Consider the following 23,674-nt stretch of genomic DNA (forward strand, 5'->3'; position numbering starts at 1 on the left):
AGCCAATGGCCGGACTCGAACCGGCGACCGGCTGTTTACGAAACAGCTGCTCTACCGACTGAGCTACATTGGCATTGTGCCGTACAGGATTGTAGTCGAAGCGGGGCAGTTTGTCAAGCGAGAAGCTGCCAACCGCAAGTATGAAGCGACAAGTGGCGCCTAGCCCTGCAGAGTTGGGGATAGCGGTATAGCCACAAAGGAACACCAAAAGACACAAAAATAAACATCATATTTTTATGTCTTTTTCATTGTTTCGTAGATATTTCCCCTCCGCGTTCTCGGTGCTCTCTGCGGTAAGTATCTTGTCCTCACCCCAGCCCCGCTCCCACTGGCGCGGGTTGAGGTACGGACAGAACATTTGATTGATTACAACGGTTGAACGCTGTGCGATGCCGTAACGCCCCGTGCTGCGCTCCCCATCACCCCTCCCCCAGCGGGGGAGGGGCAAGGGGTGGGGCATCAGCCCGTGCAGCGGGCTTCGTAACCATAGTCCGGCCCTGCAGGGCCGGGCGAATGCGGGCCGGGTTTTGTAAACGGAACCCGGCCCTGATGGGCCGGGTTTCCTGCTCGATCAGATGTTTGCCCTCCCCGCTCACCTGCGTACAGGAGAGAGGGGCTGCAGCCGGGCAGATGCGGCCAGCGGTTGAACTAATGGCTGTGCGCCGCTTCCAGCTCCTTCTTGTACGCTTCGACGATCTGGTTGACCAGATGCGGCGGTACCTCTTCGTAACCGGCAAAGCTGATCGAGAAGCGGCCACGGCCCTGCGTCATCCCGCGCAGATCAGTGGCGTAACGCTGAATCTCGGCCAGCGGCGCTTGGGCATGGATCACCGTCTTGCCGTTTCCGTGCGGCATCATCCCTTGCACCCGCCCGCGCCGTGTGCTCATATCGCTCATCACGTCGCCGGCGTACTGGTCGGGCACGATGATCTCCATGCTGTAGATTGGTTCGAGGATAATCACGCCGGCCTTCTGCGCGGCCAAGCGGAACGCCTCTTTCGCGGCGGTCTTGAAGGCGATTTCCTTCGAATCGACCGGGTGCTCTTTGCCGTCGAAGACCGCGGCGCGTACATCAACCACCGGGTTGCCCGAAATAATCCCCTCTTCCATCGCCTCGCGGATGCCCTTCTCGATCGCTGGCATAAAGCCGCGCGAGATCACGCCGCCAACGATTTCGTTGACGAATTCGAGCGGGTCTTCACGGTTGGGATCGGGCGGCAGCGGCTCAACCCGCAGCGAGACATCGGCAAACTGGCCGGCGCCGCCGGTCTGCTTCTTGTGGCGGTACTGGGCTGTGGCAACCGTGCGGATCGTCTCGCGGTACGGGATGCGCGGCAGCTCAAGATCGATATTCACGTCGAACTTGCGCTTCATGCGCTCGGCGATAATCTGCAAGTGGGTTTCGCTGAGGCCGCTGAGCAAGGCCTCGCCGGTGCGCGTATCACGCGAGACGTGCAGCGACGGATCTTCCTCGACCATCCGGCTCAGCGCCGAGCTGAGCTTATCAAGATCGGCGCGACTGCGCGGTTTGACCGTTGCGATAAAGGCCGGCGCCGGGAATTCGATCGGGCTGAGCTTCAGCGGGCGCGACGGCAAGCAGAGCGTGTCGTTGGTCTGCGTCTCGCCGAGCTTGGTGAGCAAGCCGATGTCGCCGGGGCCGACTGCCTCAACCTCAATCTGCTCTTTGCCGCGCACGATATAGACATGCGCAATTCGCTCCTCTTTGCGGGTGCGCGCATTCATCAATGTCATACCGGCGCGCACTTCACCCGAAAAGACCCGGAAGTAGCTGAGCTTGCCGTAGGTGTCAGATACGGTCTTGAAGACCAATGCCGCCAGCGGTTCGTTGCGGTCGGGCCGCAGCTCAACCTCAGCCTCGCTATTCGCATCGAGCGCGGTGGTCGTCTTGCGTCCAGCCGAGGGGATCGAGTCGATCAGCCCGTTGAGCAACTGGGCAATCCCGACCACTTCCGTCGCCGAGCCGCAGAAGACCGGCACGATCGAGCCATCGGCAATGCCGGTGCGCAACCCCAACAACAGCTCTTCGCGGGTCAGCGCATCTTCACCGCCTTCGAGATACCGTTCGATCAGATGATCATTAGTTGCCGCAATTTTATCAATCAGGGCCGTGCGCCACTCGTGCATCAGCGCATCGAGTTCAGCCGGCACATCGGCCTCGATATAGCCGCCGTCGTGTTTGGGGCTGGTCAGCCATGCCCGCTGTTGGCGCAGCGAGATAATGCCCTTGAAGTCTTTGCCGGCCCCAATGGGCAGATGCAGCGGAATGACCGCGGCATCGAGCACCTCACGCGCCTGCTCGATCACGCGGTAGAAATTGGCATTCTCGCGATCGAGCTTATTCACGAACAGAATGCGGGGAACGCGCTGCTCCACCGCCATTTCCCAGAAGAGTTCGGTGCCAACCTCGACACCGGCGCTGGCGTCAAGCACGATCACTGCGCCATCGATCACGCGCATCGCCGCCGCGGCTTCGCCGGCGAAATCGGCGGCGCCGGGCACGTCAATCAAATTGATCTTGTCGCCGTTCCACTCGAGCGGTAAAACGCTCAGAGAAATAGACATCCCGCGTCGTTGCTCGTCGGGGTCGTAGTCACTGGTGGTTGACCCGTCCTCGACGCGCCCCATCCGCGGGATGGCGTGGGCCGTCATCAGCATTGCCTCGGCCAGCGTTGTCTTCCCGCTGCCGAGGTGACCGAATATGCCGATGTTGTGGATCCTTTCCGGTTCGAACGCTCGCATGGCTGTCCTCCTTGACGCAAGCCCGCGCCCGATGGGCGTGTGCTGGAAAGGAAAAAATTTTGTTAAGAACAGATTATCAGGGTTAGCATGGTTGCGTCAAGAGGTAACAACGCAACACAACCTTTGCACAGCCAATTCACAGGTCAATGGTACCGTAGAGACGCAGGCCGTGCGTCTCCGTAACGGTGGAGACGCACGGCCATACTTTTCCATGAAGGGGAAACGCACGGCATAGGATTCCCCTGATTGGGGAGACGCACGGCCGTGCGTCTTTACAATTACTTGGGGCGGATGACCAGCACCGGCGTGGGCGCAACCTGCACCACCTTTTGAGTGACGCTGCCGAACACCCAGCGGCTAATGCCGCTGCGGCCATGGGTTGCGATCACGATTAGATCGACATCGTGACTCTCGGCGTATTCGATAATCGCTTCCGCCGGCGGCAACGCACTAATCTCAGTGTGTACCTGATAGCCTTCGCTCTGGAACTGCTTGGCGATCTGATTGAGATACTCTAGCGCCTCTTGCTCCATCGTGGTGATCGCGTCAGCCGTGGTCGCCAGCATGCCGCTGTAATCAACGCTGGTAGTAAAGATCGGCGGCACTGCCCGCAGCAACGTGATCTTCACCGTGCCTTCGTTGGCGGCGAGCGCGTGAACGTGGGCCAGCACTTGCTCGGCCAGCGCCGAGCCATCGAGCGGGACGAGAATGTGGCGGTACATCGCAACCTCCTTGTTGCTAGACCATTTAGGGGCCGATATCATCGAGCGGGCGCGGGTTCCAGCGCCGGTGACCTTCGATCACCTGCGCTAAGCTGCCGTCAGCATTGAGCAAGAGGCGGAGGGAACGGCGCAGATCGCAGCTTGGCACGGTGCAGACCGACGGATCGGCCATGTCGTAAGGGCATTCGCCCACGTTCTGGCATCGCGCCACCGAAACCGCGTAGCGCGGGCTGCCCGGCGGCCCGTCGAGGGTGCGCAAGATCAGCGGTGCGTATTGCAGATCGGGCGCGATTGTGCGTAGATGTGCGCGGGCGCGCGCGATCATCGGATGCGGCGGTCGTTTCGGTCGTGCCATAGCCTGACTCTTCCCGCTCGAAGCTAGTGCCAACAGTCATTCTATGTACACGGTATCACAAATTCGGCCAAAGAGAGGACAATAGCTCACAACCGTCTGTGAAGATTTTTGGACTAATGTTCAATCTTTGATGGTTCAGAATTTTCTAGTAAGTTTGTTAGTGGTACAGGTGTGTAAAGCATTCCAGCTTGTCTTGTTGTAAGATGCTTTCCAAGCAGGTGGCGAAGTTGTATTGGAACGTTGCGCTGTTGGGTTGGCAGGCGTTGTGTAATTAATGTCGCCGCCAAGCTGACGCTTTACTGTGCAATCGGTTGAGAATAGGGAAGGTTATGCAGCGAAGGCGGTTATTCGAGAGTAGCGTACTCGTTTACGCCAATGGCATCGATCGCGCACTAGCCACATCGCCTACGTAGGCGATCAATCTAGGGCAGTATGACAGAGTCCGCTTATCAATATGGAGCTGGATTACCTCAACCGGCACGGCCATAGCGTGTAGATTTGCAGGTTGGGTGTGTCAGAGACAGAGATCATGATCCTAATCTTGCTACATCTTGAGGCGGTTCGATAGGACGAACCGCCTATAGTACATCTCGCCAGCTCGGCAGAATTAGGCTGAGTACTACCAATATTATCACGGCATCCATCGCTCAAGCCGGTAGGCACTGTCCCAGAACATCCATTCCAGTCGCGAGGAATGCACAAACGCTTCGCGCATGCAGTTTCTATGCGCTTCAGAAGCATGATCGGCAACAGTATCGGTCAGAGTGATAGCGCGATCAACCCATTCGCTGAATTCGTGTCCGGCATAGGTATCAATCCATTTCTGATAAGGGTTATTTAGGGCTGCGCGACGGTAGATGTTGTTTCCGACTTCGCGGTAGATCCAGAAGCAAGGTAACAAGGCTGCCATTCCTTCAGCGTAACTTCGGCAAGAGACCGTTGCAAGCAGGAAGTTTGTGTAAGCAAAACAGGCCGGCGCCTGCTGGCGCATGGGCAAATCAATGCCAAATTCGCGAAAGTATGTATCGTGCAGCGCGCGTTCAACCACAGCTACACCCTCAGCAAAGCGTACAAACTGAAGCATTGCTTCCTGATCTGGTGCGCGCCCTGCCATAATCGCTAACGCGCGCGCAAAATCCGCTAGATATAAGGCATCCTGTTGGATGTAGAAGGCAAACTTTTCACGCGGCAGCGTTCCTTGCGCTAGCTCTTCATTGAACGGATGCTGGATGATGGCCTGATAGATGTCGCTGATTGATGACCAGAGCGTTTTGGTGAATCGCATGATAGTGCTCCCTTTCTTAAACAATGCATGCATCTTTGGCGCATAGACCTAGGGAAACTTCATTCCGTAAGGGAGCGTTACTGTAGGTTTGGAGGAGATGTTGCACCGCAAGGAGGAGACAATCTAGCAACTGCTAAGGTGAGCAGACGCTGGCCGTTCCGAATTCCTACGCCGGTATTACCCGGATCAGGTGCAAAGGGTGCCATCTCAGCCTCGCTATCCTAGCGAAGCGCCCCCTCGAAACGGTTTGGAGTTGTTGCAAAGGGTACCATGATCAATCGCATCTGTCAAGGCGGGTTGGTGGTTAACTCTTTCTCCGCTGAATTGTCGCTTTGCTTATACTTCGTGATAGGAAAGGTTGCGTTAGTAAATGATCTAACCAACCACTGGCTACTGTTGGGTGGTTGTGGGTCGCACTAGATGACGAGACACGGTTGCGCATGGGTAGTCTTGCCGGGATCAGTGTCGTTTTCTTGAATGCAGTAGCTCAGCGATGCGGCTGCGCGCGTTGCCGGTGGATGTAGTCGCAATGGCTTAACGCTGAACCAGCGAGGGTGTGCTGCTCTGGAATGGAAGGCTTGTTATTCATATCAACTGGTTACTTTTTAGTGAGTAACACATTTGACAATCTTATGATTCGTGAAAGATTTTAACCTTTTGACAACTGATTGACAAGAACGACTGATTTGTTTTATACTGAAATTACTGTCTCAATATAAAATCGTCTTTTTAATGGGTTCTGTGCTCGTTGGTTCACTGCTTTTGATGCTGTAAAGTGCCAAGTAAGAGGTATGCATGCTCAAGGAATTTCGCGAGTTTATTAGCCGGGGGAATGTGCTCGATCTTGCAGTTGGCGTGATTATTGGCGCGGCATTCACTGCGATCATTAATTCACTGGTCAACGATATCATCAATCCGATCATTGGTTTAATCGTTGGCGGGCAGGCCGATTTTCGTAATTACTTCATCCCGCTGGCCGGCCAAACCGCAACGACGCTGGCCGAAGCGCAGGCGGCGGGGCCTGTGCTGGCGTATGGAGCGTTCCTAACCGCTTTGATCAATTTTCTGTTGATTGCCTTCGTGATCTTTTTGATTGTACGCCTCGCCAACCGGATCCTGCCCAAACCCGTTGAACCAGCCGCGCCGCCGGCGCCGCCAGAAGCGGTGCTGAGCGAACGATTGCTGGCCGAGATTCGCGATCTGTTGGCGAAACGCTTGTAGCTCTCCAGTGGTTGGGTAGAACGAGGACACGGGTACACGCGGATGTCACAGATTTTCACGGTTTCGATCCGTGTCCATCCGTCTCAATCCGTGCGAACCCGTGTCCTACTTCTCACGGCCTCTAAAATGAAATGGCCCGATCACCCAGCGTCGTGCCCGGCCAGATCCGGATCCCGCGTTCGAGTCGGTTGTCTTGCCCAATCTGGCATTCATCGCTAATGATGGCGCCATCGGTTACGTACGAACGCTCACCGATGCGGTTGCCCGATCCGAGCACGCAATTGCGCAGCGTGGCGCCCTCCTCGATCACATTCTCATCCCACATCACTACGCCTTCAATCTGGCATTCCGGGCCGATGTCGCAGCGCGCCCCGATCACGGTCGGGCCAATAATCCGCGCGCCGCGGCCAATGCGCGTGCCGTGACTAATCACTACCGGGCCGACAATTTGGGCGCTGGAATGGATCTCAGCCTTGCCTTCGACCCAGATCCGTTCGCCAATCTGCTGGCCACGGAAATGGTACTGCACTTTTCCGATCAGAATATCGTGGTGGACATCGAGGTAGGTTTGCGGTTTGCCGATGTCTGTCCAATAGGCGCGAGAAGGGAAGCCATACATGGGGTCGCCGGTCTGCAACACGACGGGGAAAAGACCGCGCTCAAACATATAGAACTGGTTCGGCGGCACGTAGCGGAACATCTCTGGCTCGATCAGGTAGGTGCCGGCGTTGACAAGGTTGGTAGTAATGTCTTCCAGCCGCGGTTTTTCGAGGAAGCGGCGCACCCGGCCGTCACGGTCGGTTTCGACCAAGCCGAACTGGGTGGGATCATCAACCGGCGTCAGCGAGATCGTCACCTTGCTGCCGCGTTCGCGGTGAAAATCGAGCATCGCCTGCAAATCGAGATCGGTCATCACATCGCCGTTAAAGATAAAGGTGGTGCCGTCAAGCAGATGCTCGACATGCTTAACGGCGCCGGCAGTGCCGCGCGGTTCAGGTTCTTCGATAATGTGCAGCTTCATGCCTAAGCGGGAACCATCTCCAAGCGCAGCGCGGAAGCGGTCAGCCAGATACTGCACGGCGAGAATCGCTTCGCGGATGCCATAATCGCGCAAACGCAAGAGCATCCACTCAATGAACGGCTGATTGACCAGCGGCAACATCGGTTTCGGCGTGCGGCAAGTGAGGGGGCGCAAGCGCGTACCCTGACCGCCAACCAGAATGACTGCTTTCATAGCATTGTTTCTGTTGATAGGTTTGCTAACTAAACGATATCCGATACGGCTAGGCGCAGTATAGCGCCGATAGACCACAAATAGTTTACCAATCGTTCGCGGCTTGGTGACGATTTTCTTAGCCGGCAGCCGCCAACGCCTCGGCGCGGACCCGTTGGCGCCAGTAGGTCAAAATATCGTGCAGGGTCTCGGGCAGGGTATAGCGCGGCTGCCAGCCGGTGCGTGCGCGCAGCCGGCTCGCATCACAGACGACGAGCGGAATATCGATCGGGCGCATCAATTCAGGGTTGAGCCGCACCTCGACCGGCGCCGTGCATTCGGCCAAGAGCATATCGAGCAACTCGCGCACCATAACGGCCTTTCCTGACCCAACATTGTACACTGCGCCGCTCTCGCCGTGTTCGGCTAGCAGCGCGTAGGCCGCGACCACATCGCGCACATCGGAAATATCGCGTTGCGCAGCAAGATTGCCCACCTGCACGACCGGCGGTTGCAAACCGAGTTCGATGCGAGCGATTTGGCGGGCAAAGGCCGCGGTCACAAACCGCTCGTTTTGGCGCGGACCGATATGGGTAAAGGGGCGCACTCGCACCAGATCAAGCCCATGACTGTAGTGGTATTGCAAAGCCAACAGGCTCTGGGCCGCTTTACTGACGCCGTAGGGGCTAGTTGGGCGTAGGGGGGTGTCCTCATCAATCGGTAAATCGGCGGGATCGATCTTGCCGTACTCTTCGTTCGTACCGATCACCAGCACCCGGGTGGCCATACGGTATTCGATCAAGGTCAGAAAAATGTGGAGCGCGCCGAGGGTATTGGCGGCCAAGGTGCCGGCTGGATCGCGGAATGACTCAGGCACGAAAGGCTGGCCGGCCAGATGAAAGATGACATGTGGCCGAACTTGGACAAGCGCGCGCATCGTCGCCTCGGCGTCGGCCAGATCGGCTTGCACCAATTGCACCTTGCCGGCGAGTTCGGGCAACGTGAGCGCAGACGAGCGCGACAACCCCCATACCTCCCAGCGTCCGCTGATCAGCAAATACTCGGCAAGATGGCCGCCGACAAAACCGTTAATTCCGGTGATCAGTACACGCATAATCGTGATGGCTGCAATCAACACGCTGTGCTGAGATTATATCGCGATTGATTGTGCATTTTATTGACAGTGATTGTGCAACATGCTACAATATTGACAACATTGTACCACGCTTAGCGTAAGGCTTGTGCAGCGCCACATATATTTGGGCAACGCACACGCCATTGTGAACCGTGGTGCGATATGGATCGGGTGTAAAGATTATGCGCCATCGCTACAGCACAGCTTGAGCGCTGGGAAGGGCCGCGGAACGATGGCACCGCAACATTTTCTCTCCCAATTTTCAGACAAGCCGCGATACAACACCAAGGCTGTCGCACAGGAGACAGGCGTGCCGGCCGATACCTTCCGCGCATGGGAACGCCGCTATGGTGTGCCGCGCCCACAGCGCACCGAAGGCGGCCACCGCCTCTACTCCGAGCGTGATATTGCCACGATTCGTTGGCTTCGGGATCGCACGGCGGAAGGGTTAACCATCAGCCAAGCGATTGCGCTGATGATTGATGGAAGCGAGACGAGTCTCTCGTGGCTGAATACCGCGGTTGATACGGAACCGCACACGTGGGAACGAATGCAGGCGCGGATCATCAACGCGCTGACCGATTTTGACGCCACCCGCGCCGAACAGATTCTGGGTGAAGCATTCGCGCTTTACCCGCTCGAAGATGTCTTCCTGAAGCTGATCCAGCCGGCCATGATCGAGATTGGCGAGCAGTGGCACGCCGGGCGGATTTCGGTGACTGCCGAACATTTTGCTACCCAGTTCATCCGGCGCAAGTTGTCGAGCCTGTTTAATACCTACAACGTGACCGAAGGCCGTGGATTGGTGGTAGTAGGCTGCGCTCCGAGCGAACAGCACGACCTCGGCGCGCTGATGCTGGCCGTCTTCCTTGTGCGGCACGGTTGGCAAGTCGTCTATCTTGGCCCGGAAGTGCCGGTGAAAGATCTGCTCGATGCGGTGCGCCACATTCAGCCCGATTTGGTCTGTTTGTCAGCTTCGACCACCGAAACCGCCACCCAACTGCTCGAAATTGGGCGCGCGTTGCAACAATTGCCGCCGCCAGCCCCGCTCTTTGGCTATGGCGGTCGTGCGTTCAACCTCAACCCGATTTTGACGCATAAGATGCCGGGCACTTTCTTGGGGCGCGATGCACAGGAAGCGGTGGAAAACGTCGCGGCACTCCTAAGTCGCAGTCGCTAATGGTGTGCGAGGACGGCAAGCGTTATTGGCGATCCGAGCCAATAACGCTTGATTCGGTCTTGCCCGTACGCGCAAGATTGCGTATAGTACAACTAAGCGTGAATATGTGACAAAAGGAGTGCGGTGTGTCGCTGAATTCGATCTCGATCATTACGCGCGGGAACGGATTACCGGTCAGCCAAGCTCTGTCGGCTGATGAACAGCTTGCCCAGCTCTTCCATCTCAGCGATCTGCCTGCCTCGTCTAACGCTGATGAACTCCCGCCGCCACCGGTGCGTTCGCTGGCTGAGGCCTACGCCATCTGCGACCAGATTATCCGGCGCCATTCCAAGAGTTTTTTCTTCAGCACGCAGTTTTTGCCGCCGCCCCAGCGCCGGGCAGTACGGGCCTTGTATGCCTTCTGCCGCACGACCGATGATACGGTGGATATGGCAACCTCTGATCCAGCTCGCGCTCTCGCCGAATGGGTGCGGGTTGCCCGCCGTCCGCGCCTTGACACGTCGCACCCGGTGCTCTTGGCATGGGCCGATACCTGCCAACGCTACAATCTCGCTCCTCATCTGATCGATGAGTTGTTGGCCGGTGTCGCGATGGATCTGACGATTTCGCGCTATGCCACCTTTGCCGATCTCTGGCTCTATTGCTACCGGGTCGCCTCGGTCGTGGGGTTGTTGGTCATGGGGATTACCGGCGCTGCTCCCGGCGCGACGCCGTATGCGATTAAGCTGGGGGTGGCGTTGCAGTTGACGAACATTTTGCGCGATATTGGTGAAGATGCGGGCCGCCAGCGCGTCTATCTGCCCGAAGATGAGTTGGCCCGTTTTGACCTGACCGCTGATGATATTTTGGCCCGCGTTTATGATGAACGGTTTATCGCGCTGATGAAGTTTCAAATTGAGCGCGCTCACCGCTTGTACGATGAGAGCTGGCCCGGTATTGCGCTCTTGCCGGTTGAGGTGCGCTTTGCGGTTGCGGCTGCGGCGTGCGTTTATCGGGGTATCCTTGATAAAATCGTCGCAAACCGGTATGATTCCTATACCCGCCGCGCGTATTTGACCTTGCGCGAGAAGGTGGCATGCTTGCCGCGCATCTGGTGGGATGTGCGCCGGTTGGAGAAGCAGGTCCGTTGAGGGGACGGTCTGGTTTGTACTGACTAAATGCAAAAGATGGCTCTGTGCTTGAGCATCCGCCCGTTAGTGATGTTTGCACTGAATAGATGCTATTCAAGCCTAGAATGGTTCTATGACTGCATACGTCTTATCAACGCCGCAGACGATCCGCCCGTGGCCGCGCTGGGTATTTGATCTCTTACTGTGGATTCTCTTTCTCGGCCCAATTGCATCGCCGCTCTTCCGCGCGACTGGGTTGCTGCTGGTGAGCGATGCCGGGGTGCTGGCCCGCGATCTGTTGGCAGCCTATATTTGCCCGACGCCGGAGCGTTCGTTTTGGTTGTTGGGCTGGCCGATGGCGGTTTGCGCCCGATGCTGGGGAGCGACGATCGGTCTCTGGCTGGCGCGCCTAAGCATCGGAGCGCGCGCGCCAGTGATATTGCGCGCCTATCGCTCGCTGGCATGGCCGTTGCGGTTCGTTATCGCTGCCCTGCCCTTCTTGCTCTGGCCGCTTGAGATTGTTGGTCACTACAGTGGCTGGTGGTTTGCCCCCCTCTGGTTGTTGCTGCTCAATGGTGTGCAAGCCGGTTTTGCCGCGGGTATCTTCTTTGCTTCGGTTTGGCCCGGCTTGTGGCCAGCGCCGTCACGTATGGCGGGATAATGTCTGGCGCGGGACGCAACCTACAATGATGAGGCCGGCGAGAGGGGTATCCTGACAACCTCTCGCCGGTTTTGTTACCCTTTATCATGTGGTGCGGCTATGCGTCACCTATCGAGGAGTAGGTAGCCGGTTGGCGGATGCGCCGGCTGTGGGTGCGCCGAATGCACCGGTTCCAGTATTGGGGAGGAGATGCATCTGCTCCATCCACACGCTTAATCAAGTGAGGAGATCGCCTTATGCGTTTCTGGTTGTTGATATTGTTAGCCTTCCTCTTCACCGGCTGCGCGCGCGCCGATGTGCCAGCTTCACCGGCAGCCGTTGTGCCAACGCCGACAGCGCCGCCGGTGCGCCCGACCGATGCGCCCTTACCGCCAATCGCTTCTACGCCGGTGGCGCCTACGGCTGAGGCTGCGTTGACTGAGTACGAACAACGGCTGATCGCGCTCTACCAACGCGCCAGTCAAGCCGTGGTGAGCCTCGATGTGGTCGTTGATCCAAGCGCCAATTTGCCGCCGGGCCATCCGCCGATCACGCCTGATGGGCCGACCGGGCAGGGTTCTGGCTTTTTGTTCGATGATCAGGGCCATATTGTGACCAACCATCACGTGGTGGACGGCGCAGTGCAGATACAGGTGCGCTTTGCCAATGGGGCGACGGTGATTGCCGATCTGATTGGCAGTGATCCCGATAGCGATTTGGCCGTGATTAAAGTGACGAGCTTGCCGGAGGGGATGACGCCGTTGCCGCTGGGTGATAGCCGGGCGGTGCAAGTGGGGCAGACTGCGATCGCGATCGGCAGCCCGTTTGGCGAGCAGAACACGCTAACGGTGGGGGTGGTGAGCGGTTTAGGCCGCACTTTGCGCGGGCCAACCCGCAGCTTTGGCAGTTTCAGCATTCCGAACGTCATCCAGACCGATGCCGCGATCAATCCCGGCAATTCGGGTGGCCCGCTGCTCAATCTGCGCGGCGAAGTGATTGGGATCAATACAGCGATTGCGGTCAGCCTCGGCGGGCGCGATTTCGAGGGGGTTGGCTATGCGGTGCCGGCGCAGACGATTGCGCGCGTGGCGCCAGTGCTGATTAGGCAAGGACGGTACGACCATCCATGGCTTGGCGTGAGTATGACCACGGTTGACACGCTGTTTGCCAACCGGTTTGGGTTGCCGGTCAACCGTGGGGTACTGGTGGGAACAGTCCAGCCGAATAGTCCGGCTGAACAGGCTAGGTTGCAGGGTGGCAATACAACCGAGACCTATCGCGGTCTGCCGGTGCGGATCGGTGGTGATATTATTCTGGCGTGCAATGGCGTGCCGATCGTTTCCAGCGACCAACTTATCGGCTTGCTTGACCAGTTTACGGTTGGCGAACGGATCACGCTGACGATTCAGCGTGGCAACGAGCAGCTTGAGGTGCCGGTGACGTTAGCGGCGCGACCGTAATCGACAACGCTTCAGCGGCGGGCCAGCGGCCCGCGCTCTGGGATGGGGGAAGGCGTTGCGAGGGGCTGGGGTGCCCTCACCCCCAGCCCCGCTCCCACTGGCGCGGGTTTAAGGGCGGACAGAGCATCTGATCTGGCGCCCGGCCCTTCAGGGCCGGGCTAGCTTTACGAAGCCCGCTGCGCGGGCTGCTGCCCCCACCCCCCACACCCCTCCCCCGCTGGAGGAGGGGTGTGGGGTGGGCAGCATGGGGCTTTGAGGCATCGTATCGCGATCAACAGTGGTGATCGACAAATGTGCTGTTCACCCCGCAACGTTTAGACGGGGGTGATGGCGGGCCAGCGGCCCGCGCTCTGTGACGGCAGTGACGGCGGTGGTGCGCCTATAACCGGCAAGGTGCGGTAGAATGACAATAACAGAGCGAGGCAAGCGCCCCTTCTCGCTGGAGGAGGTGGCCGGTAGTATGAAGAGTGAGCAGCGATGACAATCCCTATTATTACCGATCTCGATGCCGCTCGCGCCGGGATTTTGCGGCGCATGCCGCTGGACGATGATGCCGCAACGACCCGTGTCGTCGCCGAGATCATTGCCGATGTGCGGCAGCGAGGCGATAACGCGCTGCGTGAGTACACCTTGCGCTTCGACGGTGTCGACCGGACGGCGATTGAGATACCGCGGGAGCGGTGGGCGGCGGCGGCAGCCGATCTCGATCCGGCGTTGCGCCGCGCGCTATTGCTGGCGATTAGCGAAATTCGCCGCTTCCACGAGCGGCAACTCCGCAACTCATGGGTCGAATTTGGCGTCGAAGGAGCGCTGGGGCAAATTGTGCGCCCGCTCGACCGGGTAGGGATATATGTGCCGGGAGGGGTGGCGCCGCTGCCGTCATCGCTGATCCACGCTGCGGTGCCAGCGCGGGTGGCCGGTGTGCGCGAGATTGTCGTCTGCTCGCCGCCGCAGCGCGCTACCGGCGAACCGGCGGCAATTGTGCTAGCGGCGGCCCATTTAGCTGGCGTTGACCGGGTGTTTGCAGTGGGTGGCGCGCAGGCGATTGCTGCGATGGCCTATGGCACTGCGAGCATTCCACGGGTGGATACGGTAGCGGGGCCGGGCAATCGGTACGTCATACAGGCGATGCGGATGGTGTACGGAACGGTGGGGGTAGTCAGCCTGCCGGGGCCGACCGAGACGTTGATTATTGCTGATCAGACGGCTAACCCGCGCGCAGTAGCCGCTGATCTGTTGGCGCAGGCCGAGCATGTTGAAGCCAGCGCCATTTTGCTGACCACCGATCAGGTCTTGGCCGAACAGGTGCAGCAAGAAGTCGAGCGGCAACTGGCGGTGTTGCCTGACGCAAACGCGCGCGCGGCGCGCGAAGCGGTCACGCAACGCGGCGGGATTGTGTTAGTGCCCGATCTCGCGACGGCGTTTTGCTTGGCCAATGAGTATGGCCCAGAGCATCTCTGCCTGCTGATTGCAGATCCGTGGCAGTATGTGGGAGAGGTGCGCAATGCCGGCGGCGTCTTTTTGGGTGAAGAGTCGTTTGAAGTGTTGGGCGACTACGTAGCCGGGCCATCGCATATCATGCCTACGGAAGGCACGGCGCGTTATGCTTCACCGGTCAATGTTGATAGTTTTCGTAAAGTCATCTCGCTCGTCGGCATCAATCGAGCCGGTCTAAGCCGGATCGGGCCGGCAGCGATGCGGCTAGCCGAGGCCGAAGGTCTGTTTGCGCACGCGGCAGCGGTGCGGGCGCGGCTTGAATCACTCGATACCGACGGGAGGGAATAAGATGTCGGGCTTTTTGGTGAGCTTTGTCAGTATTTTATTTACCGTACTGTTCTACGCCATTTTGGGGCGGGTGCTGGCCTCGTGGATTGATCCGCAGGGCAACTTTCCAGTGACCCGCTTTCTGCATGAGATTACCGAGCCGATACTGGGGCCGATCCGGAGCATTATGCCCAATTTCGGCATGTTTGACCTCTCGCCGATTGTGGCAATGCTCGTTTTGCAACTCCTTGAGCGCCTGATCATTAGTGCAATTCGGTGAGACGACGGTGGGGTAAACCCACCACTGTGAGCGGATGGGTGAATGGCTGATAAAACCTTTCCGATAAGTGCGCGGCGAGCTGGCAACGATCGGCTATTGCTCGCCGTGGTTTTTCTGGCCGGGATCGGCACGCTCGGCATCGAGATGGTGATGCCGCGTATGTTAGCGCCCTTTTTTGGCACTTCCCAGCCGATCTGGGCCGTTGTGATCGGGATGACGCTGGTCTATTTAGCGGTAGGCTACCGGTTGGGCGGGGTGCTGGCCGACCGGCGGCCCGATTGGCGGCTCTTGTTTCAATTGATCGGCTGGGCCGGTTTGAGCTGCGCGATCATTCCCTTTATTGCCCGCCCGATTCTAAGCGTCGCGCAAGGCGCGCTGCGCAATGTCGCTGCTGGTGGCTTTTTAGCTGCGCTGATCGGCGTCATTTTACTGTTTGCCGTGCCGGTCACGCTGATGGCAATGGTAGGGCCGTTTGCCATCCGGCTGCAACTGCGCCAAGCCGAAGACGTCGAGCGGGCCGGACGCACTGCCGGTACCATCTCGGCGCTCTCGACCATCGGCTCGATTATCGGCACCTTTTTGACCGTTTTGGTGCTGATTCCAACCATCGGCGTCGCCAGCACGCTCTTCCTCTTTGCCGGCTTCTTGGTCGTCCTCAGCCTGATCGGGTTACGCGATCCGCGCGGTTTGCTATTGGTGGCGACCGTAGCGCTGCTGGCCGCCGCGTACCAACTTAATACCGGCGCGATCAAAGCAGCCGATTGCCGCAACTGCCGCTTGATTGCCGAATATGAATCGGACTACAACTACATCCAAGTGGCCGAGCAAGAGGTTACGTATGCGAGCGGCACCGTTGACCGGCGGCGGGTGCTGATTCTCAACGAAGGGTTGGCATTGCACTCGATCTACCGGTTGAAATACCGCGAGACCGGCGACCCGCTCGATCTGCTGACCGACGGCGGGCCGTGGGACTATTTCACTGTCGCGCCGTACCTCTACCCTAACACGAACCCGGATGATATTCGCTCGTTGGCGTTGCTAGGGGCAGCGGCGGGCAGCATTGCCCAGCAGTTTCTGGCGATTTACGGGCCGGATACGATCATCGATGCGGTGGAGATCGATCGCAAAATCAGTGAGGTTGGGCGGCGCTACTTTGACATGGCCGACGGTACCGCACAAGCGCCCTATTTCACGACCTACAACGATGATGCCCGCTACTGGCTGGGGCAGACTGACCGGCAATACGACGTGATCGGCATGGATGCCTATCACCAGCCGTATATTCCCTTTCACCTGACGACGGTTGAATTTTTTCAGGAAGTGAAAGCCAAGCTGACCCCACGCGGCGTCGCCGTGGTGAATGCCGGCCGGCCAGCCAGCGGCGATGATCGGCTGGTGAATGCGTTGGCCGCGACGATGGCCGCTGTCTTCCCGCAGGTGTACATTATCGACACCCGGTTTAGTAATGCGATCGTGATTGGCGTCAACCAGCCGGTAGGAGACGGCGTGGTCAATTTTATTGAAAATGCGGCCCGGATCGACATACCGGCCTTGCAACTAGTAATGTACTGGTCACTCTATGAAGGCCGGTTTGGGCCATTGCGCGAATTTACGCCGGCGATGGCGCAATTTCGACCTTTCACTGATGACCATGCGCCGGTAGAACAACTGATTGACGGCCTGATTTTCAGTGAAGCGGGCAAAATCGCTCAGTAGCGGGTTGACAACTTTGCGCAACTCATGTTACCTTTATATCGGTTAGCCAGACTGTTTCGGATAGGATCGAATTTGATGGGCAATTCGCCGTTGCAACACCGCTACCGTACCTGTTCGGCGTTAGCCGGGCAAGCAGCCTGTTACTGCGCGTCACGTCATCGGTGCCGGCGCAGTATGGGCGGCGACAGTGCGGTGTTGCGCGCGATTCGGGCTGTATCCTCCGCAAACCGCATCAGGCCGCTCTAGCGCGGGGCCATGACGCCCCCGGGCAAGAGCCTTTGTTATCGTGATAACATCGGTTCATGTTAAGGGGGGTGTCACTTGGCACAGCGAGTCCTCGTTTTGAACGCAAGTTATGAGCCGCTGCAACTGATTTCAGTGCGGCGCGCGCTCGTCCTCCTCTTGCAAGAAAAAGCCGAGCTTGTCGAGGCGGCGATGCAGCATCTACGCGCCCAATCGGTCACGTACAGTGTCCCGCTGGTCATCCGGCTGGTGCGGTACATCCGCATTCCGCGCCAACTGCGGCTGCCCTGTTCGCGGCGCGGCGTCTTTGCCCGCGATCGCGAGACGTGCCAGTACTGCGGCCAGCAGCCGGGCCGGGCGCACCTGACGATGGATCACGTGGTGCCACGCTCGCAAGGCGGGTTGACGACGTGGAATAATGTCGTGACGGCCTGTCGCGATTGCAACCATCGCAAGGGCGGGCGTACCCCCGAACAGGCGAACATGGTATTGCTCTCGACGCCGCGCCAGCCGCAGTATCTGGCCTTTGCCCTCCTCGGCGAGCTAGAGCGGCACGATGTCTGGCGCAAATATGCCTACACCTAAGCGCCGGCTGGGTGATCACGGTGAACAGATTGCCGCCGCCTATCTCGAACAGCGCGGCTACACGATGATCACCCGCAACTGGCGTTGTCGCAGTGGTGAAATCGATCTGGTCGCCCGTGACGGCGACCAGATTGTGTTTGTGGAAGTGCGCACGCGCCGCGATGAGTATGCGCTGGAATCGATTACGGCGCACAAGCGGCAACGATTGATCACCCTTGCGTACCACTACCTCGCTGAGCACAACATTTCCCCGACGACTGACTGGCGGATTGATGTGATAGCCTTGACCATCACCGGCGGGAGCCTCGTGGTCAGCGATCACATCATCGCGGCGATTGGCGAAGAGTAGCGCCAGCCCGGCTCGCCATCTTACGCAAATTTGTGCATATCATCACAATCCAAAGGAGCTATCGATCGTGTATCATGGGGTTAATTGACGGGCGCGGCCTACTTGAGGAACTGCGCCAGCTATGCTATATTACGAACAAGATTTGACATTTAGAGAAGTCGTAGCATTACTCGCCGCGAAACAGCGGCTCGCTATCAGGTTGTGGGGCTTGGGCAAACGTGCCGGCAATGATAGCGCGCAACCGGGCTATCGGGCATGTGAGGCGAGCAATGCTCTAGAAATGTTTGCTGTGTGGAAACGCCGTTGACGATTGTGGGTCATCTGGCCCCTGATCTCGACTGCCTCACCGCAATCTGGCTGTTGATGCGGTTTGGCCCGGCGAAAGATGCCGACTTGCAATTTGTGCCGGCCGGGCGCACGTGGCGGGATCAGCCGGTCGATTCTGATCCTCACATCATTCACGTCGATACTGGTGGTGGCCGGTTTGACCATCACCAAACCAACGATCCGACGCTCAGCGCGGCCGAGCTGGTGCGGCGGGCCGTCGCGCCAAACGATGAAGCCTTGCGCCGGTTGGTTGATCAGGTGACGCGGATCGATCATGCCGATTACCGGCCGGGGCAGGTCTTTTTCAATATTACCGATTTAATTGCCGGCTACAATGCGCTCTATCCCAACCGGCCCCATCACGTTGCGCAGGCGATGCTGGCCAATCTCGATGCGTGGTACGAGCACGAGGTGCGCCAGTTGCGGTTTGAGCAAGCGTTCCAACACCGGCTCGAATTTGACACGCCGTGGGGGTTAGGGATTGCGGTGCAGAGCGCCGACGGCGGCTCGTCGCGGCTGGCGTTTAGCTATGGCGCGGTGCTGTTTGCCTACCGCGACCGGCGCGGCTATATGGGAGTAACGGCCCAGCGCCGCTCGAACGTTGATCTGCAACCGGTGTACGAAACGCTGCGCCAGTGCGACAGCCAAGCCGACTGGTACCTGCACCCCAGCCATCGTCTCTTGCTCTGCGGCACGCCGAAAGCGCCGCCGCGTCACTTCTCACAGCTCTCACTCGAAGAGCTGGTTGAGATTATTCGCCGGCAGTAGCATCGTTGTTTTGCCACGGCGCAGCATTGGCTGCGCCGTATGCCACTCTTTCCCCGCTTGCCACGGCGCTCTGGCTTGGACGCCGTAACCCCAGTGCCGCTCCCGTTGTCCGGCGGAGCAATATGCTATAATTGTGAGGAGAAACATCCGAACAACTGTAGTGGAAACCTTTGTGCGCGATTTCACCTCATTTGACGACATCTTTAGCCGCCCGCCGAATGATAACTTCGAGCTGCTCAAGGCATGGGCAGGGACGACGCTGGCCTTCGCGATTATGCAGACCGGCGCATCGAATTTGCTGAGCGGCGAGTTTGTCACCAATCTCATCGTAGCTGCGATTGTAGCCGGGATCGGGTTCGTGCTGCACGAATTAGCCCACCGGGTGGTGGCGCGCGGCTACGGCGCGCAAGCCCATTTTATGGCCAACGATCGCTGGTTGCTGTTGTCAATTCTGATTAGTTTCTTGGGTGTCTTCATCGCAGCGCCGGGAGCGGTCTGGCATCGTGGCAAACTCAACATACGCCAGAGCGGGATTATTGCGTTGGCCGGGCCGGTGACCAATCTGGTGTTGTCGGTGCTCTTTCTCTTCCTCTTCATTCCGGTCATCGTATTACGGCCGCTGTGGTTTGATCTCTGGATCACCATCTGCTATGTAGGCTTTCGGTTCAACGCTTGGATCGGTCTGTTCAATATGATCCCAGCCGGCCCGTTTGACGGCGCGAAGGTGCTGGCATGGGATTGGAAAGTCTTTGCCGTCACCGTGGCGATTGGCGTCGGCTTGACCTTCTTACTCAGTGATAGCGCACTGTCTGGGGTATTGCAGACGCTGGCCCGGATGTTTTAGACGAGGATGCGATGCGTACTCCCTTGATTGCCGGCAATTGGAAGATGTACAAGACGATTGGCGAGGCGACGGCGCTCGTGCGTGATCTGCTCGCCGGTCTCGGCCTGCTGGCCGATCGGGAAGCGATTGTGTGCCCGCCGTTCACCGCATTAGCTGCGGTGGCGCCGTTGGTGGCCGGCAGCCAGTTGGGGTTGGGGGCGCAGAATCTTTACCCCGAAGCGCAGGGAGCTTTTACTGGTGAGGTATCGCCAGTGATGCTGGCCGACATTGGCTGCCGGTATGTGATTGTCGGTCACAGCGAGCGGCGGCAGTATTTTGGCGAGAGCGATGCGTTCGTCAATCGGAAGTTGCGGGCAGCGTTGGCGCATGGCCTGCGCCCGATCGTCTGCGTTGGCGAGAGCAAGCCCCAGCGCGACGCCGGGCAGGCCGAGCCGATTGTAACGGCGCAGGTGCGGGCGGCGTTGGTTGAGGTGACACCGGCGCAGATGGCAGATGTGGTGATCGCTTACGAACCGATTTGGGCGATTGGCACCGGCGACACGGCGACTCCGGCGGATGCGCAGGCGATGCACGCTGCGATCCGGGCTACGCTCGCCGATTTGTACGGCGCTGACATTGCCGCGACGGTGCGGATCCAGTACGGCGGGAGCGTGAAGCCGGACAATATTGACGAATTGATGGCCCAGCCTGACATTGATGGCGCGCTGGTCGGCGGCGCCTCATTGCAGGCTGCCAGTTTTCTCCGTATTATCAACTATCAGTAAATGGAACCTGAACGTAGCGCAGGCCAAGGCTGGGTAGGCGACGGTTGCGGCAACCGTCGCCATTTGTGCTTGTATGCCGCAGGCAGCGCATCGCAGAGGCGCAACCTGTGCGGAATGTTCAGATTGCGTTCGTGGTCATTACAATAGAATATAGATTCATCGCTTAGATGCAATCTTGATGGCAAACGACACTCATGCAGGAACTGTTGATCATTATTGCGCTGGCATTGGCGAATGGCGCCTTTGCCGCCACCGAATTGGCGGTTGTCTCGGCGCGGCGCGGGCGGCTTGAGCAACGGGCCGAGGATGGCAGCCGGGGGGCGGCGATCGCGTTACAATTGCAAGACGACCCCGATCGCTTTCTCTCAGCGGTGCAGATCGGGATTACGCTGATTGGCACGTTGAATGGCGTCTTTGCCGGCGCAACTTTGACCGGCCAACTTGCACCGTGGATCGCCGGTTATCCGCTGTTAGCGCCGTATGCCGACCAACTTGCTCAATTTCTGGTGGTGCTGCTAGTGACGTATCTGTCGCTGGTGCTGGGTGAGCTGGTACCGAAGCGGATCGCGTTGCAGAGCGCCGAAGCCATCGCGACCCTGATGGCGCGCCCAATGCTGTTGCTGGCCCGGATCAGCACGCCGATCATCGCACTGCTCAGCTTTTCCACCCGGTTGGTTTTGACCATGATCGGGCGGGCGAATGTGGAAGAAGAGCGCGTTACCGAAGAGGATATTCGGGCGCTGGTGCGGGAAGGGGCGGAAACGGGCGAGGTCGAACCACAAGAGCAGCAGTTTATTGATCGGGTCTTCAAATTCAGCGATCGGGCCGTGCGCCACATTATGACCCCGCGCCACGAAGTTGAGATGGTGGAAGCCCACCGTACCCTCGGCGAGGTGATTGATGAGTTGCTCGCTAGTGGATACTCGCGCTTTCCGGTCTATGAAGAGACACCCGATCAGATTGTCGGGATCGTGCATGTGCGCGATTTGTTACTGCTTTACCGCAAGAAGGGCGAACAGGCATTAGTGCGCGAAGCGATTTCGCCACCGCTCTACGTCCCCGAAAACAGCCGCGCTTCAGCGTTGCTGACCACCTTTCGCCGCAGCCGCCGCCACATGGCGCTAGTGGTGGGTGAATTGGGCGGGATTGAAGGGGTGGTGACGTTGGAAGACGTGCTGGAAGAAATTGTCGGCGAGATCGATGATGAGTACGATGACGCTACCCCGCCGCCGATCGTGCGGCGTGAAGACGGTTCATACCTCGTAGAGGGTTCGTTGCCGATTGACGAAGTGCGCACGCTGCTCGACGTCGATGAGTTGCCTGACGAAGAGACCTACCGTTACGAGACACTGGCGGGGTTGGTGATCAGCCTCATCGGCCAAATCCCTACTGCCGGCGACGTGGTGCGGTGGGGTGGCTGGCGATTCGAGGTGGTTGATATGGACGGGTTGCGAGTTGATAAGGTGTTGATCGCGCGCGAGCCAGAGACGGGCAATAAAGTGGCGCCGGTGGCGTAGAGAACGGTGGGGCGGGGGTGGCTGGCAATCCGCCCCTGCGGGTGGGTTCAAGGGCAGACAGACCATCTAATCTGGCACCCGGCCCGGAAGGGCTGGGCGATGGGTACAAAGCCCGCTGCGTGATTGAATAGCCACGAAACGACACAAAAGGCACAAAAAGCTAAGCGGTTTTGCATCGCTTGGGTGGCTTTGTGATTATTCTGCTCGGTGGCCTTCACCCCCAGCCCTGCTCCCACTGGCGTTCAAGGCGGCCAGAACGCATGAGCGCAGATGTGGTTGAAGGCGTTGCGATGCGCTGGTTTGTCCCACCCCATTACCCCTCCCCCGCTGGGGGAGGGGTGATGGGGAGTGCAGCACGAGGCTTTACGGCATTGTACAGCGATCATATGGTGGGGGCGGATTGCCTTCCGCCCCTACCGGTGGGTCGCACCGCTGTAGGTGGGAGACGCACCGCCGCGCGGGGACGCACCGCCGTGCGCCTACAATCTTTTCACATAATCAAATCAAATATCACAACGCACCGCTGTGAGTGAGAGACGCACGACTGTGCGTCTCTACTGGGCCCACAACGGCCAGCGGTCTTGGGCGGTGTTTTGGGTGACTTGTTGGGTTATCGCCCCATCGCTGACGTTCAGGATATAAATCTCGAAATCGCCGTCGCGGTCGCTGGCGAAGGCCAATTGGCGGCCATCGGGCGACCACGTTGGTGCGTCATCGGTGGCAGGGTGGTTGGTCAGGCGGCGGACATTGCTGCCATCGGCATTCATCACGTAAATCTCCCAGTTGCCGTCGCGGTCGCTGGCGAAGGCGATTTGCTTACCGTCGGGCGAGACGCGGGCAAAGCGGTCGTTGGCTGGGTTGTTGGTCAGGTTACGGATGTTGGTAAGTTCGGCGAAGAGTTGGGCTACCACCTGCCGCCGGATGATTGGCTGGTAGCGCAACTCGGCCCGATAGATCTCGAAATTGCCGTCACAGTCGCTCACCCAATAGACCATGCGCCCGTCTGGCGACCATGCCGGCGTTTCGGAGCGACAGGCTGGCAGATCACGGGATAAACGCATCGCGATAGGCAGACTGCCGGGGGCCGGACCTGACCACAAGTTAAGGTCTGGGCGACCGGTGCGCTCTGAAATAACGAGAAGCTGGGTGCCGTCAGGCGATACCATGGGGTTGAATTCATTGACGGGTTTCGTGAGAAATTCCGGTAATGCGTCTGGCGGCTGTTCGAGCTGATCGCGAACGTCGATAGCGCTTATACGAGTGGCTGACGCACCCGGCGCTGTCTCACCGATGCTAGCAGCGATACTGTTGAGTGCATACACTTGGCGATAGGCTGGTTGATCGCGCCGCGAGTCGACCGCCAACATCTGTTGGGTAGGATCCCAACTGCGCAGCCACGAATAGGCAACCGTTTCGGCATTGTTAAAGGTAAGGCGT

General features: G+C 58.7%; 21 protein-coding genes, 1 tRNA gene and 1 riboswitch. Of the genes, 14 read left to right on the top strand and 8 right to left on the bottom strand.

All coding sequences use genetic code 11. The features are described from left to right. The 5 genes from U9R81_RS04485 to tenA form a co-directional block, all read right to left on the bottom strand. Positions 1 to 73, bottom strand: a tRNA-Thr gene (locus U9R81_RS04485). Between the two features lie 575 nt (positions 74 to 648). Next, the gene (gene fusA, locus U9R81_RS04490; RefSeq protein WP_322494321.1) at positions 649 to 2,760 is read right to left on the bottom strand and encodes an elongation factor G; all 2,112 of its coding nucleotides are present in this window, start codon (positions 2,758 to 2,760) and stop codon (positions 649 to 651) included. 278 nt (positions 2,761 to 3,038) lie between these two features. Beyond that, positions 3,039 to 3,482, bottom strand: coding sequence for a universal stress protein (locus U9R81_RS04495; RefSeq protein WP_322494322.1), 444 nt, complete (start codon positions 3,480 to 3,482; stop codon positions 3,039 to 3,041). Positions 3,483 to 3,507: 25 nt separating this feature from the next. Further along, complete coding sequence (locus U9R81_RS04500) at positions 3,508 to 3,837, bottom strand: hypothetical protein (RefSeq protein WP_066787451.1); 330 nt, start codon at positions 3,835 to 3,837, stop codon at positions 3,508 to 3,510. Positions 3,838 to 4,468: 631 nt separating this feature from the next. Then, a complete protein-coding gene (gene tenA, locus U9R81_RS04505; protein ID WP_322494323.1) occupies positions 4,469 to 5,122 on the bottom strand; it encodes a thiaminase II in 654 nt (217 codons plus the stop codon). Between the two features lie 145 nt (positions 5,123 to 5,267). After that, positions 5,268 to 5,369: riboswitch (TPP riboswitch) on the bottom strand. Positions 5,370 to 5,917: 548 nt separating this feature from the next. On the opposite strand from tenA, the gene mscL reads away from it, so the two are divergent. Beyond that, positions 5,918 to 6,343 (top strand): large conductance mechanosensitive channel protein MscL, encoded by a 426-nt coding sequence (gene mscL / locus U9R81_RS04510; RefSeq protein WP_322494324.1) that lies wholly within the window; start codon positions 5,918 to 5,920, stop codon positions 6,341 to 6,343. 121 nt (positions 6,344 to 6,464) lie between these two features. On the opposite strand, the gene U9R81_RS04515 is transcribed toward mscL, so the two are convergent. Continuing rightward, the gene (locus U9R81_RS04515) at positions 6,465 to 7,577 is read right to left on the bottom strand and encodes an NDP-sugar synthase (protein ID WP_322494325.1); all 1,113 of its coding nucleotides are present in this window, start codon (positions 7,575 to 7,577) and stop codon (positions 6,465 to 6,467) included. A gap of 118 nt (positions 7,578 to 7,695) precedes the next feature. Then, complete coding sequence (locus U9R81_RS04520; RefSeq protein WP_322494326.1) at positions 7,696 to 8,691, bottom strand: GDP-mannose 4,6-dehydratase; 996 nt, start codon at positions 8,689 to 8,691, stop codon at positions 7,696 to 7,698. 232 nt (positions 8,692 to 8,923) lie between these two features. On the opposite strand from U9R81_RS04520, the gene U9R81_RS04525 reads away from it, so the two are divergent. The 13 genes from U9R81_RS04525 (at position 8,924) to U9R81_RS04585 (ending at position 22,237) form a co-directional block, all read left to right on the top strand. Then, on the top strand, positions 8,924 to 9,871 hold the full coding sequence (locus tag U9R81_RS04525; RefSeq protein WP_322494327.1) for a MerR family transcriptional regulator: 948 nt from the start codon (positions 8,924 to 8,926) through the stop codon (positions 9,869 to 9,871). Between the two features lie 125 nt (positions 9,872 to 9,996). Further along, positions 9,997 to 11,001, top strand: coding sequence for a phytoene/squalene synthase family protein (locus U9R81_RS04530; RefSeq protein ID WP_322494328.1), 1,005 nt, complete (start codon positions 9,997 to 9,999; stop codon positions 10,999 to 11,001). A gap of 112 nt (positions 11,002 to 11,113) precedes the next feature. Next, positions 11,114 to 11,641, top strand: coding sequence for a DUF2085 domain-containing protein (locus U9R81_RS04535; RefSeq protein WP_322494329.1), 528 nt, complete (start codon positions 11,114 to 11,116; stop codon positions 11,639 to 11,641). Positions 11,642 to 11,877: 236 nt separating this feature from the next. Beyond that, positions 11,878 to 13,080 (top strand): S1C family serine protease, encoded by a 1,203-nt coding sequence (locus U9R81_RS04540; protein ID WP_322494330.1) that lies wholly within the window; start codon positions 11,878 to 11,880, stop codon positions 13,078 to 13,080. Between the two features lie 477 nt (positions 13,081 to 13,557). After that, the gene (gene hisD, locus U9R81_RS04545) at positions 13,558 to 14,865 is read left to right on the top strand and encodes a histidinol dehydrogenase (RefSeq protein ID WP_322494331.1); all 1,308 of its coding nucleotides are present in this window, start codon (positions 13,558 to 13,560) and stop codon (positions 14,863 to 14,865) included. 1 nt (position 14,866) lies between these two features. Then, the gene (locus U9R81_RS04550; RefSeq protein ID WP_066791037.1) at positions 14,867 to 15,124 is read left to right on the top strand and encodes a YggT family protein; all 258 of its coding nucleotides are present in this window, start codon (positions 14,867 to 14,869) and stop codon (positions 15,122 to 15,124) included. A 42-nt stretch (positions 15,125 to 15,166) separates the two neighbouring features. Continuing rightward, entirely contained in the window at positions 15,167 to 16,840 is a 1,674-nt protein-coding gene (locus U9R81_RS04555) for a fused MFS/spermidine synthase (protein ID WP_322494332.1), read from the top strand. A gap of 321 nt (positions 16,841 to 17,161) precedes the next feature. Then, positions 17,162 to 17,668 (top strand): HNH endonuclease, encoded by a 507-nt coding sequence (locus tag U9R81_RS04560; protein WP_416180934.1) that lies wholly within the window; start codon positions 17,162 to 17,164, stop codon positions 17,666 to 17,668. Then, the gene (locus U9R81_RS04565; protein WP_322494334.1) at positions 17,655 to 18,017 is read left to right on the top strand and encodes a YraN family protein; all 363 of its coding nucleotides are present in this window, start codon (positions 17,655 to 17,657) and stop codon (positions 18,015 to 18,017) included. Before U9R81_RS04560 ends, U9R81_RS04565 begins: the two co-directional genes overlap by 14 nt. 291 nt (positions 18,018 to 18,308) lie before the next feature. Next, complete coding sequence (locus tag U9R81_RS04570) at positions 18,309 to 19,112, top strand: hypothetical protein (RefSeq protein WP_322494335.1); 804 nt, start codon at positions 18,309 to 18,311, stop codon at positions 19,110 to 19,112. A 172-nt stretch (positions 19,113 to 19,284) separates the two neighbouring features. Continuing rightward, complete coding sequence (locus U9R81_RS04575) at positions 19,285 to 19,956, top strand: M50 family metallopeptidase (RefSeq protein ID WP_322494336.1); 672 nt, start codon at positions 19,285 to 19,287, stop codon at positions 19,954 to 19,956. 11 nt (positions 19,957 to 19,967) lie between these two features. Then, entirely contained in the window at positions 19,968 to 20,720 is a 753-nt protein-coding gene (gene tpiA / locus U9R81_RS04580) for a triose-phosphate isomerase (protein ID WP_322494337.1), read from the top strand. Positions 20,721 to 20,914: 194 nt separating this feature from the next. Further along, positions 20,915 to 22,237, top strand: a complete 1,323-nt coding sequence (locus U9R81_RS04585) for a hemolysin family protein (RefSeq protein WP_322494338.1) — start codon at positions 20,915 to 20,917, stop codon at positions 22,235 to 22,237. 554 nt (positions 22,238 to 22,791) lie between these two features. On the opposite strand, the gene U9R81_RS04590 is transcribed toward U9R81_RS04585, so the two are convergent. Continuing rightward, on the bottom strand, positions 22,792 to 23,674 hold an 883-nt coding region (locus U9R81_RS04590; RefSeq protein WP_416180935.1), incomplete at its 5' end, for a TolB family protein.

The organism is Chloroflexus sp., from assembly GCF_034435895.1.
Classification (GTDB): domain Bacteria; phylum Chloroflexota; class Chloroflexia; order Chloroflexales; family Chloroflexaceae; genus Chloroflexus.